Annotated in this window: 21 protein-coding genes; 7 read left to right on the plus strand and 14 right to left on the minus strand. The window is 38.3% G+C overall.

The genetic code is table 11. The features are described 5' to 3' along the window. Window positions 1-4: 4 nt before the first annotated feature. The gene (locus ACFS5O_RS18435; RefSeq protein WP_205725655.1) at window positions 5-292 is read left to right on the plus strand and encodes a transposase; all 288 of its coding nucleotides are present in this window, start codon (window positions 5-7) and stop codon (window positions 290-292) included. Between the two features lie 103 nt (window positions 293-395). Further along, window positions 396-1,190 carry a TIGR00266 family protein gene (locus tag ACFS5O_RS18440; RefSeq protein WP_205725654.1) on the plus strand — a complete coding sequence of 265 codons (795 nt, stop codon included), beginning with the start codon at window positions 396-398 and terminating at the stop codon, window positions 1,188-1,190. A 78-nt stretch (window positions 1,191-1,268) separates the two neighbouring features. On the opposite strand, the gene ACFS5O_RS18445 is transcribed toward ACFS5O_RS18440, so the two are convergent. From ACFS5O_RS18445 to ACFS5O_RS18460, 4 genes are all read right to left on the minus strand, one after another. Beyond that, window positions 1,269-1,937 (minus strand): class F sortase, encoded by a 669-nt coding sequence (locus ACFS5O_RS18445; protein WP_205725653.1) that lies wholly within the window; start codon window positions 1,935-1,937, stop codon window positions 1,269-1,271. Window positions 1,938-1,939: 2 nt separating this feature from the next. Then, a complete protein-coding gene (locus ACFS5O_RS18450; RefSeq protein ID WP_205725652.1) occupies window positions 1,940-2,728 on the minus strand; it encodes a DUF4397 domain-containing protein in 789 nt (262 codons plus the stop codon). 206 nt (window positions 2,729-2,934) lie between these two features. Continuing rightward, window positions 2,935-3,948: a S66 family peptidase gene (locus ACFS5O_RS18455; protein WP_205725651.1), complete on the minus strand. Its 1,014-nt coding sequence runs from the start codon at window positions 3,946-3,948 to the stop codon at window positions 2,935-2,937. A 68-nt stretch (window positions 3,949-4,016) separates the two neighbouring features. Further along, a complete protein-coding gene (locus tag ACFS5O_RS18460) occupies window positions 4,017-5,039 on the minus strand; it encodes an NADP-dependent oxidoreductase (protein WP_205725650.1) in 1,023 nt (340 codons plus the stop codon). A gap of 138 nt (window positions 5,040-5,177) precedes the next feature. Here ACFS5O_RS18460 and ACFS5O_RS18465 point away from each other — a divergent pair, with 138 nt between their 5' ends. Next, window positions 5,178-5,564 carry a hypothetical protein gene (locus ACFS5O_RS18465; RefSeq protein WP_318300170.1) on the plus strand — a complete coding sequence of 129 codons (387 nt, stop codon included), beginning with the start codon at window positions 5,178-5,180 and terminating at the stop codon, window positions 5,562-5,564. Between the two features lie 135 nt (window positions 5,565-5,699). Here the strand turns inward: ACFS5O_RS18465 and ACFS5O_RS18470 are convergent, their stop codons facing one another. The 3 genes from ACFS5O_RS18470 to ACFS5O_RS18480 form a co-directional block, all read right to left on the minus strand. Then, window positions 5,700-5,822: a hypothetical protein gene (locus ACFS5O_RS18470; protein WP_318300169.1), complete on the minus strand. Its 123-nt coding sequence runs from the start codon at window positions 5,820-5,822 to the stop codon at window positions 5,700-5,702. A gap of 443 nt (window positions 5,823-6,265) precedes the next feature. Then, window positions 6,266-7,570, minus strand: a complete 1,305-nt coding sequence (locus tag ACFS5O_RS18475; protein ID WP_205727223.1) for an amino acid permease — start codon at window positions 7,568-7,570, stop codon at window positions 6,266-6,268. Window positions 7,571-7,734: 164 nt separating this feature from the next. Continuing rightward, window positions 7,735-8,358 carry a LysE family translocator gene (locus ACFS5O_RS18480; RefSeq protein WP_318300168.1) on the minus strand — a complete coding sequence of 208 codons (624 nt, stop codon included), beginning with the start codon at window positions 8,356-8,358 and terminating at the stop codon, window positions 7,735-7,737. A gap of 105 nt (window positions 8,359-8,463) precedes the next feature. On the opposite strand from ACFS5O_RS18480, the gene ACFS5O_RS18485 reads away from it, so the two are divergent. After that, the gene (locus tag ACFS5O_RS18485; RefSeq protein ID WP_205725649.1) at window positions 8,464-8,727 is read left to right on the plus strand and encodes a hypothetical protein; all 264 of its coding nucleotides are present in this window, start codon (window positions 8,464-8,466) and stop codon (window positions 8,725-8,727) included. 40 nt (window positions 8,728-8,767) lie between these two features. Here ACFS5O_RS18485 and ACFS5O_RS18490 read toward each other — a convergent pair whose 3' ends face one another. The 6 genes from ACFS5O_RS18490 to ACFS5O_RS18515 form a co-directional block, all read right to left on the minus strand. After that, on the minus strand, window positions 8,768-8,995 hold the full coding sequence (locus ACFS5O_RS18490; protein WP_205725648.1) for a hypothetical protein: 228 nt from the start codon (window positions 8,993-8,995) through the stop codon (window positions 8,768-8,770). 284 nt (window positions 8,996-9,279) lie between these two features. After that, window positions 9,280-9,765 (minus strand): DinB family protein, encoded by a 486-nt coding sequence (locus tag ACFS5O_RS18495; RefSeq protein WP_205725647.1) that lies wholly within the window; start codon window positions 9,763-9,765, stop codon window positions 9,280-9,282. A 75-nt stretch (window positions 9,766-9,840) separates the two neighbouring features. After that, window positions 9,841-10,854, minus strand: a complete 1,014-nt coding sequence (locus ACFS5O_RS18500) for a Gfo/Idh/MocA family protein (RefSeq protein WP_318300167.1) — start codon at window positions 10,852-10,854, stop codon at window positions 9,841-9,843. Window positions 10,855-10,987: 133 nt separating this feature from the next. Further along, entirely contained in the window at window positions 10,988-11,746 is a 759-nt protein-coding gene (locus ACFS5O_RS18505; RefSeq protein WP_205725645.1) for a hypothetical protein, read from the minus strand. Window positions 11,747-11,998: 252 nt separating this feature from the next. Continuing rightward, window positions 11,999-12,493 (minus strand): GNAT family N-acetyltransferase, encoded by a 495-nt coding sequence (locus ACFS5O_RS18510; RefSeq protein ID WP_205725644.1) that lies wholly within the window; start codon window positions 12,491-12,493, stop codon window positions 11,999-12,001. A 273-nt stretch (window positions 12,494-12,766) separates the two neighbouring features. Beyond that, on the minus strand, window positions 12,767-14,038 hold the full coding sequence (locus tag ACFS5O_RS18515; protein ID WP_205725643.1) for a molybdopterin-dependent oxidoreductase: 1,272 nt from the start codon (window positions 14,036-14,038) through the stop codon (window positions 12,767-12,769). A gap of 198 nt (window positions 14,039-14,236) precedes the next feature. Between ACFS5O_RS18515 and ACFS5O_RS18520 the strand changes: the two genes are divergently transcribed. Together ACFS5O_RS18520 and ACFS5O_RS18525 are read left to right on the plus strand one after the other, a co-directional pair. After that, the gene (locus ACFS5O_RS18520; protein ID WP_318300165.1) at window positions 14,237-14,371 is read left to right on the plus strand and encodes a hypothetical protein; all 135 of its coding nucleotides are present in this window, start codon (window positions 14,237-14,239) and stop codon (window positions 14,369-14,371) included. Continuing rightward, the gene (locus tag ACFS5O_RS18525) at window positions 14,364-14,579 is read left to right on the plus strand and encodes a hypothetical protein (protein ID WP_205725642.1); all 216 of its coding nucleotides are present in this window, start codon (window positions 14,364-14,366) and stop codon (window positions 14,577-14,579) included. The genes ACFS5O_RS18520 and ACFS5O_RS18525 overlap by 8 nt, the downstream gene beginning before the upstream one ends. 271 nt (window positions 14,580-14,850) lie before the next feature. On the opposite strand, the gene ACFS5O_RS18530 is transcribed toward ACFS5O_RS18525, so the two are convergent. Continuing rightward, window positions 14,851-15,939 carry a GGDEF domain-containing protein gene (locus tag ACFS5O_RS18530; RefSeq protein ID WP_318300164.1) on the minus strand — a complete coding sequence of 363 codons (1,089 nt, stop codon included), beginning with the start codon at window positions 15,937-15,939 and terminating at the stop codon, window positions 14,851-14,853. A gap of 174 nt (window positions 15,940-16,113) precedes the next feature. Here ACFS5O_RS18530 and ACFS5O_RS18535 point away from each other — a divergent pair, with 174 nt between their 5' ends. Further along, the gene (locus ACFS5O_RS18535) at window positions 16,114-17,187 is read left to right on the plus strand and encodes an NAD(P)/FAD-dependent oxidoreductase (RefSeq protein ID WP_205725641.1); all 1,074 of its coding nucleotides are present in this window, start codon (window positions 16,114-16,116) and stop codon (window positions 17,185-17,187) included. Window positions 17,188-17,206 lie beyond the last annotated feature (19 nt).

Below are 17,206 nucleotides of genomic sequence, written 5' to 3' on the forward strand. Positions count from 1 at the left end.
TTTTATGAAACTATTGATATTTGTCGCGAGCCTGTTATTCCCAGTTTGCATGTTTTGGCTTCAAACGATTTGGCCCAAAAGTCTTCTACTATTTAATATAATTGCTGTTATGGCCGCGCTTATATTTGGTAATCTGGTAGCGAACGCAATTCAGCAAACTATTAAAGACAGCACCGTTTTCATGACAAACATCCATGGAGTCTTATTAAATCCGTTCTTTTTAGTCGCAGGCTCTTATCTTGGTGTTTATCTTATTTATCGCTTGATCCTGTGGACTTCTGCAGAACGGTAAAAAATTTCTAAACCTTTGAAACTTAATATAATTGTGATGCGTATTTTAATGTGGGTTAATGAAACAGCACTTTCACGAATAATTACTATTGGGGGAACTACGAATGAATAACCACGAGATCGATTATAAAATTTACGGCGATGACATGCAGTTTGTTGAAGTAGAATTAGATCCGAAAGAAACCGTGATTGCTGAAGCTGGTGCTTTAATGATGATGGAAGACGGCATTGAGATGGAGACAATATTCGGAGATGGTTCAGGTTCAGCAGGTGGAAGCGGGTTAATGGGTAAACTCTTTAATGCAGGTAAACGCGTTCTGACAGGTGAAAGTCTATTCATGACAACATTTACGAATGAAGAGCGTGGTAAGAAACATGTTTCATTCGCCTCTCCTTATCCTGGAAAAATCATTCCGATGGACTTAAGTGAACTTGGTGGTAAAGTAATCTGCCAAAAAGATGCGTTTTTAGCCGCTGCAAAAGGGGTTTCTGTTGGCATAGAATTTCAACGTAAAGTTGGAGCAGGCTTCTTCGGTGGTGAAGGCTTTATCATGCAGAAGCTTGAAGGCGATGGAATGGCATTCGTTCATGCAGGTGGAACCATTCATAAAAGAGAATTGGCACCTGGCGAAGTACTGCGTGTAGATACAGGATGTTTAGTCGCGATGACGAGTGGTGTTGATTATAATATCGAGATGGTAAAAGGTGTAAAAACAGCACTATTTGGTGGTGAAGGCTTATTCTTTGCCACATTAAGAGGTCCAGGAACCGTTTGGATTCAGTCGCTTCCGTTCAGCCGCTTAGCAAGTCGTGTATTTGCGGCAGCTCCTCACCGTGGCGGATCTAGTGATGAAGGTAGCATTGCTAAGGGCGTGTTCGGTATGTTGAATGGAGATTGATTTAGAAAATGATCGTTAAACAGATGTTATAGTTAAAAAAAGAGCAGAATCATCTTCAGTAGATGGTCTCTGCTCTTTTTATAGTTTGATTCGTTTTGCATAAACGACCAACCGTTTCTCATGTTCATTGTTTTTCCTATTATATACACCTGTACAAGTGATAAGATTCAACCTAGGCTCCTGACTAGGTCCAAATATCACACGCAGAGGTGCTTCGTCCTTTTTATAGGCAACGACCTTTTCCACTAGAAAAGAAACTTTTTCATTTTCTTCTCCATAAACATGAATGAGGTCTCCTGCTTTCAAGTTTTTTAAATAAAAAAAGACAGCAGGTCCCCTATAATCATCAACGTGACCAGCGATGACAGCATTCCCATTTGCTCCCGGCTTAGCACCCAACTTATACCAACCAACATCTTCTCCGTTATTTGGCACTTCCATTTGTCCTTTTTTGTTTAGTCCCTGTTTATCTACAGAAGCGTTAACTTTTAAAGCAGGGATTTCAATTTTGGTTGGGACAATACCACTGGGTGGAGTCTCAACGGGAAGATTACTTCTTTCATCATCTTTATTCATTTTCTTCGTAGAATCCGTTTGATGAGCTGAGTTTGTATCTGTTTCTTCTTGAGATGAAACTTGAATCTTATTCTGACTGTATTTTTGTATTTTGTCATTTTCATAGTTATTTCCTGCTGAGCAGCTGCTCAGCAGGAATATAGTTGTAAATAATAATAGATGTTTACTCATTTTTATTGTGCTGTACGTTTGCGGTATAGGATAAACGTTAGTGCACCCAATGCAGCTACTGTGATAATTCCAGCTGTATAGTTTGCTGATGAATCTTCAGATGCTCCACCCATACCTGTTTTAGGCATTTCAGATGGCATAACCATTGAGTCTTGCAATACAAGTACTTCGATTTTATCGGCAGTATTGATCGCATAAACGCTGTACACCATATTTGCTTCGAGCTTTGTTCCAGAAAGGTCCAACACTTGCTTACCGTCAGGAGTACGAATCTCTAAATCATACGTATTTGGATCGAGTTCTTTATAATCCGTGAATGCTTTAAATGTTGCACCGCTAAACAGAGCGTCTCCACCGATCAATCCGACATCTACAGTCGGTGCATCAGGAGAAAGATGACCGATACGAACTTTCGCTTTTCCTTCAGTTGCTTGCATGGAGTCTTCTGCTACTACTAACTCAATCATTTCTAGCATGTTTGCTGCAGCTACTGTATAAGCTTTACCTGCTTCAACGGTTAAATTTTGTGAGATTACAGCATTATCTTTAGTACCCGCTGCAAAGATTTCCACTTTGTGTTCGCCAGCTGGCAATGGCATGTAATCTGTTGCTGCCTTAAACTCCGCACCCTCGACTACTGGTTTTCCATCGACATAAACATCTACTGCAGGTGCATCAGGCGAAGCATGTACAATACGAACCATTGCATCATTAGACTCAGCAAAAACCCCCGTTGCCATCATAGCAAACATCATAACCGCGGCAAGTGCAGACCCAAAAAACTTTTTCATTTCATCTCTCCTCACAAATGGTATACAAACGGATGCACAATAAATGTAATGCGTTTGTATAGGTTATGTACCACTTAAGGTTTAAGCTTAAACCATATTTTTGAAAAATTTACAATTTAGCGTTTAGCCCTGTTCGCCAGAAAAAAAGCTGTCCCCTTCAGTAAGGGGACAACTTCTGATTTCTTAAAAAATATAAGGTATTAATATTAACGAAAATACTGTAAAATCGTCCCTTTGCCTCTATCGACTTCAACTTCAGCATAAGCCCCATTAACAAATGTGATCTGAGGTGGTACATGTCCACAATCCACATCGTAGATGACTGGAATATTCAATTCCTCAGCCATTTCTCTATAAACGTCTTCCACTGTGTAATCATTAACTGGTTCATTTGCAGAGCTTCGGCCAAACAGAATTCCGGAACAATTTTCAAACCAACCTGCTAACTTCATTTGAACCAGTGATCTTCTTAGATCCGTAGTGTTCATTTCACAGTTTTCTAAGTACCATAAAATTGGTTCACCATTAATCGTCTGTTGATTAAAATGTGCGACGTCCCCATAAGGTGTTCCGATCAGATGACGAATCGTATCAATACAACCGCCTAGCAGACGCCCGGAAATCTTTTCGCTTTTACCAGAAATCGTTTTCCACTCAGTATCGTCAGTGAGATGAAACACATAAGGTGATGGTGCATCGTGTTTCCATTCTTTTTGAAATTTTCCAGAAGACTTCTGAAGAATGGTATCTCCTTCTCTTATTGAGAGAACTTTATCCCACATCGCTGTTGTTTCATCAGAGTACTCTCCTCTTAAATCGACGAAATTGGTTCCATGTGCGGTAGCAATTCCAGTCTTCAAAGTGATGGCAAGTAAGAGAGTACTTGTGTCTGAATAACCTAGAATCCACTTGTTCGGCAAATTCGTGAAGTCAACATGTTCTAACATTTCGATTAATAGCTCACCACCCCAAGGAGGGATGATTACATCTATCTTTGGATCTCTAACCATCTCATTAAATTCAACAGCGCGTGTTCTTGCTGGTGCAGACTTCGCCTTATTCTGCGTCCAAACCGTCTCACCACAAGTTATTTCATAACCTCTCTTCTCCATTCGTAGACAGGCCTGTTTGAACATGTCATGAAGAGCGGATTGAACACCTGATGAAGGAGCTGTTACTCCGATCGATGCTTTTTCTTTTAAAATTGGATATCTAATCATCTGAAATCATCCTACTTCTTGTATTTTTCTGTGTTTAACTAACTTCCACAGAGTAAGGACGAGTTCCTTTAAACATTTGCAATCAGAGGTGATTCCACTTGAATGATTACTTTTCCTTTCGCTCTTCCCGTTTCTACATACTCGATTGCTTTTTGTGCATCTATCAATGGAAAGACTTTATCGATCACGGGTAATATGTCTTCTTTTTCTACCAATTCAGCAATCCTGTTCAACTGTTCTCCGCTCGGCTTCATAAATAGGAAATGGTAGTGAACGTTATGTTTTTTTTCTAGCTTTGTTAACTTGCTACTCACAATAGAAAAGATCACTTTTTTGAAGAACCCCAAGTTATTTTCCTCTGCAAATGCTTTGTTGGGAACGGCTGAGACAGAAACGATCCTCCCACCTGGTTTTAAAACTTCAAATGACTTCTTTAAAGAAACGCCACCTAACGTATCAAAAACGGCATCATACCCTTTAAGAACCTTCTCAAAATCTTGTTCTTTGTAATTGATGATTTCGTCAGCTCCTAAAGATTTTACAAGGTCGTATCCTTTATCACTCGCTGTAGTAGCTACATAAGCTCCCATTGCTTTGGCAAGTTGGATGGCAAACGTACCTACCCCTCCCGCACCGGCATGGATTAATATCTTCTGTCCTTCTTTCAAAGAAATAACATCATGAAAAGCTTGCCAAGTAGTTAATCCGACCAAAGGAAGAGAAGCACTTTCTACTAAAGAAATGTTACTTGGTGCGATAGCCACATCATCTTCATGTATAGAGATATATTCAGCAAATGTTCCGATCCGGCTTTTTCTTGGTCTTCCAAACACTTTGTCTCCAGGTTGAAACTTAGTCACTTTACTTCCTACCTGTTCAACGGTTCCTGAAAAATCATTTCCAAGAATTAATGGCATTTTGTAGGATAACAACATCTTTACTTTTCCATCTCTTATTTTAAAATCAATTGGATTAATACTTGCAGCGTGTATTCGGACTAAAAGATCCTGCTCTTCTAATTCGGGTTTATCCACTTCCGTTTCTTGGAGTGTTACGTCCTTCCCATAGCGTTCGATTATCATTGCTCTCATATGATTCATTAAACCTCCAGCATTTCGCCCATTTCTTTATGATTTTACTATTATGTACAACGAACAAGCTACTATAAAGGAGTGGCTATCATATTCATATATCGAACAAACTGTTTTGCGGAAGGAGGAAAAGCCTTTATGAACAATAATCCCATGAACAATCATCCATATAATCATCAACATCAGTACTCCCTTGACGAATCAAATTATACGGAGCGTCAGATGCAAGAAGATGAAGCAGGTCCATTTTCACCACCGCCCCAACAATTTGCACAAAGCCAGATTCCACAACCTTTTTTCACACAAACTTTCCAACCGCCACAAATTCGCGCTAGATTGTGCAACTGTTTAGGAAACTGGGGCCTTTTAGGTCTTCGTAGTCCAGGTCAGTTTGGCCGTGACTTTTGGTTCTTCCCAGTAGCCATTCGCCAAAACAGTGTAACCGGCTATATCTGGGTCGGCGGTCGCCGCCAGCGTGTAAGATACGGATTCTCACAAATTCGAAACTTCATTTGTACTGGTTGATATAGGAGCTTAGGTGTACTTATGCAATCGTCTTATACTTGCTGCTATGAAAAAAATTTCAAAAAGGCAACGAGGTATACTTTCTGGTCGTGAAAAAACCGCTCCCATTGGGAACGGTTTTTTCTATTCTTTATTTTATAATAGATCACCAAGGATACCATCTAAGATTCCTTCGTCATCATGTTTATCTTCTTCCCATTGGTTATGGTCATTACCATCCAGAATGGTATCTAGATCCAGGCTGGAATCTAAGTTCAAGTCTTAGGAAGCTCTGTCCTCATCACTCCAACCATTATCTTCTGCCCAATCTTGAATCTCAGTTTCTGTCATTCCTTTTGCTTTTGCCCACGCTTGAAGATCTGACATCTCCTAGTGATTTGCTTTTGCCCAAGCTGCAAATCACCTGAAGTAACGGTTTCATTATTTTCAATCGCAGCGTCGAGCTTCGTGCTAAGGTCTACAGTGGTGGTGTCATCTTGAGCAATGGCCGCAGTACTCCACCTAATAGCAATCCAAAAGTTAGTCCTGTACTTGCCAATTTCTTCATCATGATTCATCACACTCTTGTCATTTTTTGTCTTGCACTAAGCTAACGAAGAGAATGTCGAATCAGATCAATTTTTTTGAATTTGAGCAGAAAGACTTATAATCCTTCGAGTATTTAGGTGTTCCCCAAGAGTTATGTTTTAGCAGTAAAAGAATTAAACCAAATTTTTTTGTTGAGAATTACGCTTACTTTGAATAATAAATGCAACAATACCTATGAGCACAGAAATGCCGAGACTAACATATAGACCTGGACGGATGGTTTCTTCAAACCAGGTACCTGTTACGGCTAAAGTTATTAACAAGATTGCTACGATTGACATCAGCTTCACCCACATAGATTGTTTTAAGATTTTCAGTGAAGACAGTATGATAAATAACCAGTTGAATAAAAGTAATATTCCTGCTGCTGTTGTAATGTACTCATAGATCCGACCTGGGAGAAGAAGAGCTGTGATGATACTCGCTAAAAGTCCCCCTGCTCCTAAACCCATAGCGGGAAGCGGCAGTTTTTTAAATTTCACTGTTTTCGCAAAGATTTTCGGAGCATCTCCATCTTCTGCAAGCGTCCTTAACAGGTTCGTAACTCCAAAGAGTGCTGCTGCCATCGCTGAGAATCCAGCTATAATGATCGCTCCATTAAATACATGTGGAAAGAAACCTAAATGATACCTTTCCATGGCCGTAACAAACGGACTTTCTTTGTGATCAAAAGTTTCTAAAGCTACGGTAGTCACGGCAAGTCCCATTGATAGGACGTAGATAATGGTAAGGATAAAAAGCATGATCGTACCTGCTTTTGAAGCATCTTCTGTCTTTTTCAGTTGCATTGCCATCATACCGATCACTTCTATTCCGCCAAATGCATAAAACGCATAAATGAGGGACGACCAAAAACCTTTGAGCCCTCCTGTAAAAAAACCGTTGAACGAATTCGGTATATCAAGATCATAGTTCTTTCCATCAACAAAACCGGTAAGTCCTGCTATCGCTAAAATAATGAACATCACAATAGCTGCTACTTTTATGACAGCCAATAAATTTTCAACTTGATCAAATTTCTTTGTTCCCGCTAATACCACAATAATAGCTAATACGGCATAAAAAGCTGCAAAGATCCAAAGTGGAACATGCGGCAACCAAAATTGAGAGAGAATGGAGAGCGCAGTAAGCTGGCTGCCCATGATTAAAATACTTGAAACCCAATAGTTCCAGCCACAACTAAAACCCGCCCATCTTCCATAGGCATGACTGGCATAATAGCAAAAAGATCCTTTCTGGGGATCTGATGCTGTCATCTTGGCTAATAAGTGAAACACGATGTATGTTCCCATAGCAGCCAATAAAAAGGAAAAGACGATTGAAGGACCGGTCAGCTGAATTCCGATTGTGGACCCTAAAAAATAGCCTGTTCCAATTGTACATCCTACTCCAACAAGAGAAAGCTGCCACCAAGCCATGTTTTTTGCTTCTGATTGATCTAGTTTAGGTTGAACCGGTGCACTACAATTGGTTTTCTTCACAATAATACCCTCCTGCTTTACAGGTATTATTGTTTATCTTAAGCGGTTGAATATTCATTAACTAATGAAAAAAACAGCTTTTAAAATGCTAAAAGCTGTTTTTATGATAAAAGAAACGAGATACCCCTATAACCAAAATAAAAACCGAATCCCATCAATGATAATCCTGATAACTTCGAGATCCATTCTAAAATGCGGTCTGCCAGCATCTTACGAAAGCTGCTTGATACGATGGCCATTGTGAAATCCCATAAGAGAATGCCTGAAAATATGGCAGCACTATAGAGAAGTAGATTTTCTAACGTATATTTCGTTGCTGTTTCTGCGAGTATAGAACCGTATATTCCTAACCAAAATAAGATAGTAAGAGGATTGGTAAGTGACATAAGAAAACCCGCCATAAAACTTCTGCTGTTATGTACGGTGTAATCGTGTTGACTGCTCTTTTTTTCCGGTGTGGCTCTTTTAAACGTCTCAATTCCCGTATAAAGAAGAACAAAACTGCCAAAAAGCCAAAGAAATGTTTTGATAAAAGGTGTATTAATGTAGCTAACAAGCCCCATGTAAACCATAAACATATACAGTGCGTCTGCAACAGTGGCACCTAATCCGACCATCCAAGCTTGCCAAAAACCATATTTGATTCCGCGGTCCATCTGAGCAGCATTAACCGGTCCGATCGGAGCAGCAAGAGATAAACCTAGCAGTACGTATTTTAAAAACATTGAAGACCTCCACGTATAAGATGGACAACTCATGCCTGTCTTCATCTTATTCGTAAAAAATCCTTATAAGACCAAAAATCATAATGTGAATAGGAGAATATATAGATGGATCATCAGTTAAGCCCTAAGGTTCAAGAGGCACTCCACCATGTAAAACGTGCCGATGAGGCCATGATTGAAGCACAAGCAAATCAAACACCATCCTGTTTTCAAACAGCAAAGTTATGGCTCGAAACGGCTCAACAATCGGTACATAACGTAGGTGTAGGATTAACAGAAGATGAAAAAAAACAGCTTCACCACGCTAAAGAATATTTAAGACACTTACATGAAACACAAGCTGCTCTTCAAGAAACTAGATACGAGTAACGTATAAATCCCTCATGAAAGCATCATGAGGATCTTTATGTTAGGCAAATAAATTTCGGATAAATCCTGCTTGATTAACCGTTTCAGTTTTCACATCAACATTGAGTTTACGAATGTTGTCACAATAAATGTGAAGTCTTTTTGCTTTATCTGCGTTTAGATAAGAGGCGTAGTTGTCCAGCTTATCTACTTCGCGTAATACGTCTTCCTTTGTGTCTGCTTGCTCGATCCTGCTGCAGCACGAGCTGATCTGGTCATAAACAGACATGCTAGCCACCTCCTTTATGTTTTGTTTACTAATTCCCTTCTCCTTAATTTTAAAACGGAAACCTCTGAAGCGTTAAGTCGTTTAACAATATTTTCCCTAAACACTTTACTGACTTAGCATTTAACATATTAAATGCGGGCCAAACTAAGTGTAAAAATTTTAAAGAGTAATATAACGTTTTCAATTTTTCAGGTAAAAAAGGGAGATTTATTTCTCCCTTTTTATTTCTGAAGAGGTCTCGATGTATGTAACATATACAAACTTAGATTCTCCTCTCTCTCCTTTTAGTGAACACCTTTATTAGAATCCCAGTTTCCTTTTAATTTTCTAATCTCAACGATTTGGCCGATATGATAAGCATTATGAATATTAATGTTAGCAAGAACTGAATACCAAGGATCGTGGCGATCTTCATGAGCAGAAATCTCAAAAATGCTATCATCTGCTTCTTTAAGTGCGACAGTCCAATCATTTAGGATAGAAAACAACAGATTTTTAGCAGTCTCCCAATCTTGCTTGTTTTCATTTTCAAACGTCTCATCGTTGCTCTCGATATTTTGAACGGGTGAATTTCCTTTAAACCGCTCTAAATAGCGTTCGTTCCAAAAGCTTAAATGGTTGACGATTTCCCATATGGAGTTGCTGTCTCCAGATTTTTCACTCGCTTGTTCAGCTGTTAGTCCTTCAAGAGCTCGATCAATGGGTACAAACCAGTTAGGCTCATTATAGTTTGCTGCCATCTGATTCAATAGAATTGTTTTTTGATACATTCAAAAACCTCCTCACACAGAACTGTTTACGAACATACATTCTGCACAAGGAGGTTTGATTCCTTTTTATACGATTTAAATTTTCTGCTCAAATGTTAATTCTGATAACGCCACACGACGACCTTCTTGACTTGAAATAGCTGCCGCTTCATTAATGGCAGTTAAGTTCAAAATATCATCTCTTGTTACAACCGGTCCTAAACCTTTTTCAATCGCCTCAACCCATTGCCCCATATTAGAAGAGAGTGGATTCGGAAGTTCAGGTTTTACCCAATCCTCTCTGCCAAGATGCTTACTTTTAATTCTTACATCTTGCCCTTCAACCATAAGTGTACCTTCAGTGCCGTAAAGTTCGAGTTGCTGGGGACTTCCATAAGACAAGAACCCCGTTTCAATCATACCCATAGCACCTGAATCATACTCCACCATAACGACAGCGTTATCATCTACACCTAAGTTGTAAAATTCATTTAGTTTACCGCTTACTGCTTTTACTTTCCCACCTAAACGGTTTGTTAAATAGATCGGGTGTGCCCCAAGGTCGATTAGCGCACCTCCCCCACACTCTTCTTTATTATAGAAGTGCGGTGGAAGCCATCCTTTTGGATTTTCTTCTGAAGGTACAGATCCGTTATGTGCAACACGACATCTGATGTATGTAAGATCTCCAAGGAGTCCTTTGTCCAAAGCTTGTTGGGCGTAGAGATAAAAGCTTTCTGTCAGTCTTGGTAGATTGACCATTAATTGTACGTTATTTCTATCTACGGCCTCTAAAATTTCTTCGCATTCTTTTACAGTAAAAGCGAGAACTTTTTCAGTGAAAATGTGTTTCCCATGGTTCGCAGCGGCTATAATGACCTCTTTATGACGGTTGGTTGCTGTTGTCACAATGACTCCGTCGATGTTTGAATCATCTAGGACGTTCTGTAGATCCGCTTCATACGATACCCCTAATTCTTCCGCCCACTGGGTACCACGCTCTTCGTTTTCATCCCAAACGGTTTTTATCGTGATCGCTTCATTCTCCATTGCCTCACGTGCATAGTCAACAGCATGCACATGCCATTTACTGAGTAGAGCTACGTTCATTACCTTCATCACTCCTCAAGCTAGAATTATTACCATTATACATAAGAGAGGCTTGCTGTACACAACAGGCAATACTTCGTTTTATAGAGGGTTACCAAAAGTTAATAGCGTAACAAAAATGTGCTTCTTTATTCTAGATACTATTCTTAACTGCTCCTTCTATTTTCACCATTCTATTTTGAAGTGACTCTACAAAATCTCCCGCATGGTCAAAATAAAGATGCACTTTATTAATCTCTTGTTTTTGTCCAAAGTAACCTCTTGCATGTAGTGGATTCTTAAAAACGATCTCATATTTCAGCTCATCGCTAATCCCAAAAATCATCGTAAGTATTCTTGGGAAAGCCGTAGCATGGAATACTTTCTTTTCTTTTATGATACTTCCACTTTTGTTGTATTTGATTGAGGCAGGCTGCATATAGTCAATATCGCTTAAATTAAAATATAGAGATCGTCTAGCACCAATTTTCATCCTTACTTTATCTTTGGTAATACGAAAAGGGGTATTTCTCATTAAGTTATAGTCACCTAGCATGTAGATAACACTGTAAATATGTAAAACTAGCATAATAAGAGCTATGTTAGGTTCTTCTTTTTTAAGGTAAATATGAAACACAATCATCTCAATGATCTGTTCGTGGATTAATGCTAGAAATAGATAAAAATAGCTGGAGTTTTTATGAAAGAGGTAACTATCATTCTGAATCATCATACGGTTTTTTGTACTCCATTTAAAGAAAGCATGGTATAAGATGTTCCACTCCTTTTTAATGAGCAATAATAGAGGGTTCTGATCTATGTTTCCTTTCTTATACATAAGAAATAAGTAAATAATCATACTCTCAAATAAAATGATGATTATGACAATTGAGATTAATAGTTGGCGATCCATAAATACCTCTCCCTTCCTTCACCATATTCTTCAATTTAATTGTAAAGGAATGGGAATTAATTAATAGGGAAAATAAGGGTTTTCATACTTTCGTAACAATTTTATGGCAAATTCGTTAACTTACCCCTTATTTAGAAGGAAGGAATCAAGATTAAACTTGCTATTTATCAACACACATTATGCAACATTAAGAACAAAAAAAGCCGTACTCGAAAAGTAATATCTTCTCAAGTGACGGCTAAAAGTTATGAGTCAAATCGTTTTATAGTACAATACGGTCGTATCTAATCCACCTTTATCATTCTTAGCAAAAAAGGGTATTCTCCCCGCCACTTGAAAACCACATGATTGATAAAGTAGATTTGACGGATCCCCTTCTCTTGTATCTAAGACAAGCAATGACAGCCCAATATCTTTTGCTCTTTGTTCTGCGTGAAGCAGCAGTTTTCGCCCGATTCCTTTTTGTCTGAACGCTGGGTGTGTCATCAGCTTAGCTACCTCAGCTCGATGAGTGCCGTTTGTTTTTTTACACAAGTGAAGCTGAATGGTCGCTGCGATCGCACCATCTATTTTTGCCACCCAAAACATGATATCAGGGCTCACACAGCTTTTCCAAAAATCATCAGCTACTTGTTTTTTTAGCGGAGGCAAAAATCCGATGGAAGCTCCTTCATCTACTACTTTTATTAATAGATCAGACAGTTCATCTGTACATTCGTCAACATTCCTTATTTCAACAATCTCCATTCCCATTAGCCCCTTCATCACTATTTATTTATCATTCATTTTAATACTCCTTTTCATTGAAAAGAAGAGGGATTTGTCGAAAATCAGATAAATATTTTATACGTGAGAATATGAAAGTTATCCGTGAATCTATGAGAAGTTACCGTTAAATTAATCAAGGAATTAAAATTTCAGAGCCAGGAAGTTCGCGCCATAAGTACAATGTAAACGTATTTGTCCACATTTATAATACACCTATTAAAAAGTGGCTAAATCTTGCTAGCAGCCAGCATTTTAGATTGATTTTACCCATGCATTCTTGTCATATCCTCTTTTTTCCCAATACCCCACATGTTCCTTTTCAATTAGCTCGATTCGATTCAGCCATTTCACAGATTTGTAGGCATACATTTTAGGTACGATCAAGCGAACTGGGCCTCCGTTATTTTGCGAAATCAGTTTACCATCTATTAATACAGCCACCATAATGTCATCCATCATCGCCTGCTCAATCGTAAGCGTGTCTGTGTAAACGCCATCAGCCGAATAAAACTTCACATATTTTGCTTTATCCTTCACGCCTGCTTCTTGTAACAATTTCTTGAGCGGAATCCCTTCCCATGTAACGTCATACACACTCCACCCTGTCACACAATGAAAATCGCTGACTTGCACGTCACGGTGTACATTCACAAACTGATTCCAATTCCACTTTTGTTTTCTGTCTACAAGACCATCAATTGCAAAGCTAAAATTGTCATTATTGATCTCAGGAATCTCCGTCACGGTGTAATAGCGGAACTCACCTCTTCGCCCTCCACCAACAGGAGGGGCAGACTTTGTACTTGGATTTGGCAATGGATTTAAGTTGTTTCCATCCGGTAAAACTTGTTCACTGCTTCCTGTATCCTCTGGCAAAAATGGTTTAATCCATTTTAAGAATGAAGGCAAAAATGCTACTGCAATAATACTTCCACTTAGAAGTTTTAAAAATGTCCGTCTCCTATAGATTGGGTTCTCTTCATTAATCATCATCGGTTCTTCCTGAGGATGCGCGACAGTCTTTCTTGAAGTCAATCGTTTAAACCACTTGCTTCGCGTTGTGCTGTGATAGATGGCGTAAGGAACCCCGAACCATGTTGCAGCATCATGAAAGAATAAAGATACAGAACTCACGATTGGTGGAAATTGGCGATGAAACGTGAGCTGTATTCCGGTAATGATTAGTACAGTTACAATACTAAGGACAACATACAGGTTCACACGGTGTTCTTTCTTTTTCCTTAAAGTATTAAGGTGTTTTTGCATTTTAGGTATATAAAAAAGGAGTGGAAGACAAAAAAGGAAGCCGATCCAAATATGGCTATCTTTTATCCATACTCTAAATGTTGGAAGTGTTGATCGGAATGAAGATGAAAATAAAACAAAGCCCGTTACACTCAAAACGAGAAAAAGGAGAGCGTTAACATGGTGTAGGCGGATTAACTTCTTACCAAAATTCATGTTTTGCTGGAATAAGAGCTTAATGTTCATTCTACTTCTCTCTCCTTCTTTAGTAAGAATCATTAGTTAAAAACCATACACTGTAAAATCATCTATAGAAAGAATACGCAAAAAACGAATAAATCGATCAATAAAAATATAAATTCACTATTTCAAAGCATTTTCCCTCTTCTTCAATACTTAATATTCAATTATCTTTGTCACTCCGCTGTTGCCTACGCATGCACTATTCTCTAGATTATCTTGGGGGAGGATCTGAAGATGAAGCATTCAAAAAACAGTTTATTTTTAAAGCATCATCCGTCTCATAGTGAAAAGAAGAATGATTCAAGCAACTGTGAAGGTTGTATATGTGAAATCTTCCGAAGATTAAACGAAGAGTGTACAGATGGATGAACGGCAAATAACCAGTTTCTATATTCTACCTAAAGGTACAAATCGACCAGTCGGTGACACCACTCCGATCGCTTTTCGTTTTCTTAGATTTGATCCCGTAAGCTGCTGTACTTTTTTTGAAACTACCATTGAGCAAAATACCGTAACTCTGCAAGTAGCCGTAGACTGTCATGAAAAGTTTGTCAGAACAGCTAGCTGTTCATTGTGACAGCAGTACATATCCTTCTCTTTTTCTTTTGAACAAGGGAACAAGAGAGCCTATTAGTCTTACAGGTGGTTTACAAAATAATGGAACCGTTTTTCAATTACTTAAATTCGATAATAATTCCTGCTCCGCCTACTTTTCCTATATAGACAATTTAGGAGTTACACGCACTTTTATCATTGATTGCAGACTTTGTCGCCATGGGACCACCTGGAAGCAATAATAATTCTGTTTCTTTCTAGCAAAAAAAGGAACGACATCTTCGTTCCTTTTGTTATAACAACTGCTGATTCGCTGTACATACTTTATTCCTGCCTGTTCTCTTCGCTTCATATAATGCTTTGTCTGCGTCTTTAATTATCATACTTCCATTCCTTGTTGTTTCAGGAAAGTTAGATAATCCAACTGAAACCGTGATGTTCACTTCTGTTCCACTGTTTAAGAGGAAGGCATGCTCTTCCACCGTTGACCTGATTCTTTCCGCAATTTTCTTAGCTTGATCGAGTGAACAATCAACGAGCAATACTGTAAATTCTTCTCCGCCGTTTCTACTCACGATATCTGTAGGCCTTGCGCATGACCTTAGGATCAGCCCAAGATCTTTTAAAACCACATCACCTTCAGAGTGCCCATATGTATCATTAATTTTCTTAAAGAAATCGATATCAATATAAAGTAGGGAGAGCTCTTTCTTCTTTTCAAGATCTGCCATACAACTATTAAATACTTCATCAAATTTCCTAACGTTATTCAACCCTGTCAATGGATCAATCGTTGACTCAGCCTTATACTTATCAAACATCATCTGACTCTTAAATAAGATATGTAATACTTGGAATGCCACATAACCTGAAAGAAAGGACACGAGCCAATAACATGGAATCAAGTAGAACAATAATTGTTGATCCTCTATCAAATAAAAGAACAAGATGGTTGTTAGTAAGTTCGCAAAGGTAAGCATACCCCATTTTTTTGCTTGATCTCTCAAACTCGTTCCTGCAATAATGATGGAAAATAGTGTAACAGCCAACATGATCAGACTAGACATATAAGAAGAAATGTTAATACCGATTAAAAAACGACCTGCAATGGCAAGTACCATTCCAATTATTGCAGGGACTGCTCCCCCAAAATAGGCAAGTAATATGATTGGAATATGTCTCATATCAATAATTGTCGTTCCGACCGGAATGCTGTATTGCATGAGGATATTGCTGAACAAACCTCCTGCCACTCCTGTAGTAATCTTTTTCTTAATGGAAGAATTCATTCGGAGTGGTGGATCTTTCTTAATTTGTGTATACAGAAACAATAGTGCGACTAAAATTGCAAGATTAGCAAAAAGCTGTTTAATAATTATCATTTTTATCACCATCTAGTAAAATACCATAAATAAAATCCAAAAACTAACATAAATTCCAACTTATTTGTTACATTTATTATTTTTTACATTTAAACAATCAAATCATTCGCACTATCCACATCGTACTTATATGATTAAGGAAAAATACTCAACAATCTAACTGGAGTGTTCATTTTGACAAAGCTTTTATTAATTGGTGGAGGACATGCTCACCTTTCTATCCTCCGCAGTCTTTCACATGAAAAAATTAGCGATCTAGAAGTAACACTTATTACATCGTCAAAATTCCAATATTATTCAGGCATGTTTTCAGGATTTACAGAGGGTCTTTATAAGGAAGAGGAAATTCGTATTGATCTAGAGTCATTATGCGATTGCGCTTCTGTCACTTTGATAGAAGATACCATCATCTCGTTTGATCCTTTGCAGAAAGTGTTGTTAGGGTTTTCTGGCGGAATCTATTCCTTTGATGTAATTTCTTTTGATATGGAACCTTGGACCACTTCAGAACTCATTTCCACATCAGAATTAATCCCAAAACATCATGTAATAGAAGAGATAAAGAAAGTACGCACTAGTAATGCACCTGTAATCATAGGGGATCACCTCGCAGCGATTGAGCTCGCACTTTCTATATCAACTTGGCGAAAGAAACACAATATGAGCAAGCCTGTAACATACATAAGTTCAACTTCACTTCTTCACTCCTATGGGGTAAACGCTACAAACAAGATTAGAAAGATCGCTCATGATCATAATCTTGTATTCTATGAAAATGAACGTGTGAAAGAAGTAAACGATATCTATGTTTTGACTGATAAAGGCACGAAAATACAATATTCTATCCTCTTACCGATAACAGGAGCTAAAGCTAGTTCTCTTTTTAAACAAGCATTATTACCCGTTGATTCTAAGGGGTTTCTCCTTGTTGATGACACGCTGCAAAACGATGAGTACCCTTATGTCTTTGGTGCAGGTAACTGCGTAACAATTTCAGAATATATGGATTTAGAGAAGAGCGATTTTCATGCAACAAAACAAGGAACTATTCTATGGAGAAATATTAAGCGTTTCATTTCCGGGCGGCCTTTAGAACGTTATACACCACGAAGTAATTTTTTCTCCATACTTTCAACTGGTGAGCAACAGGGGCTTATTATTTATAAAAATAGGACTTTTCATGGAAAATGGGTATGGAACTTGAAGCACTATATTGATCTAAAGTACGTGAAAAAGCATATCCGATAAAAGAGTTAATCTATGCAAA

It is taken from the genome of Fictibacillus nanhaiensis, assembly GCF_042686385.1.
In the GTDB taxonomy this organism is placed as follows: domain Bacteria; phylum Bacillota; class Bacilli; order Bacillales; family Fictibacillaceae; genus Fictibacillus; species Fictibacillus nanhaiensis.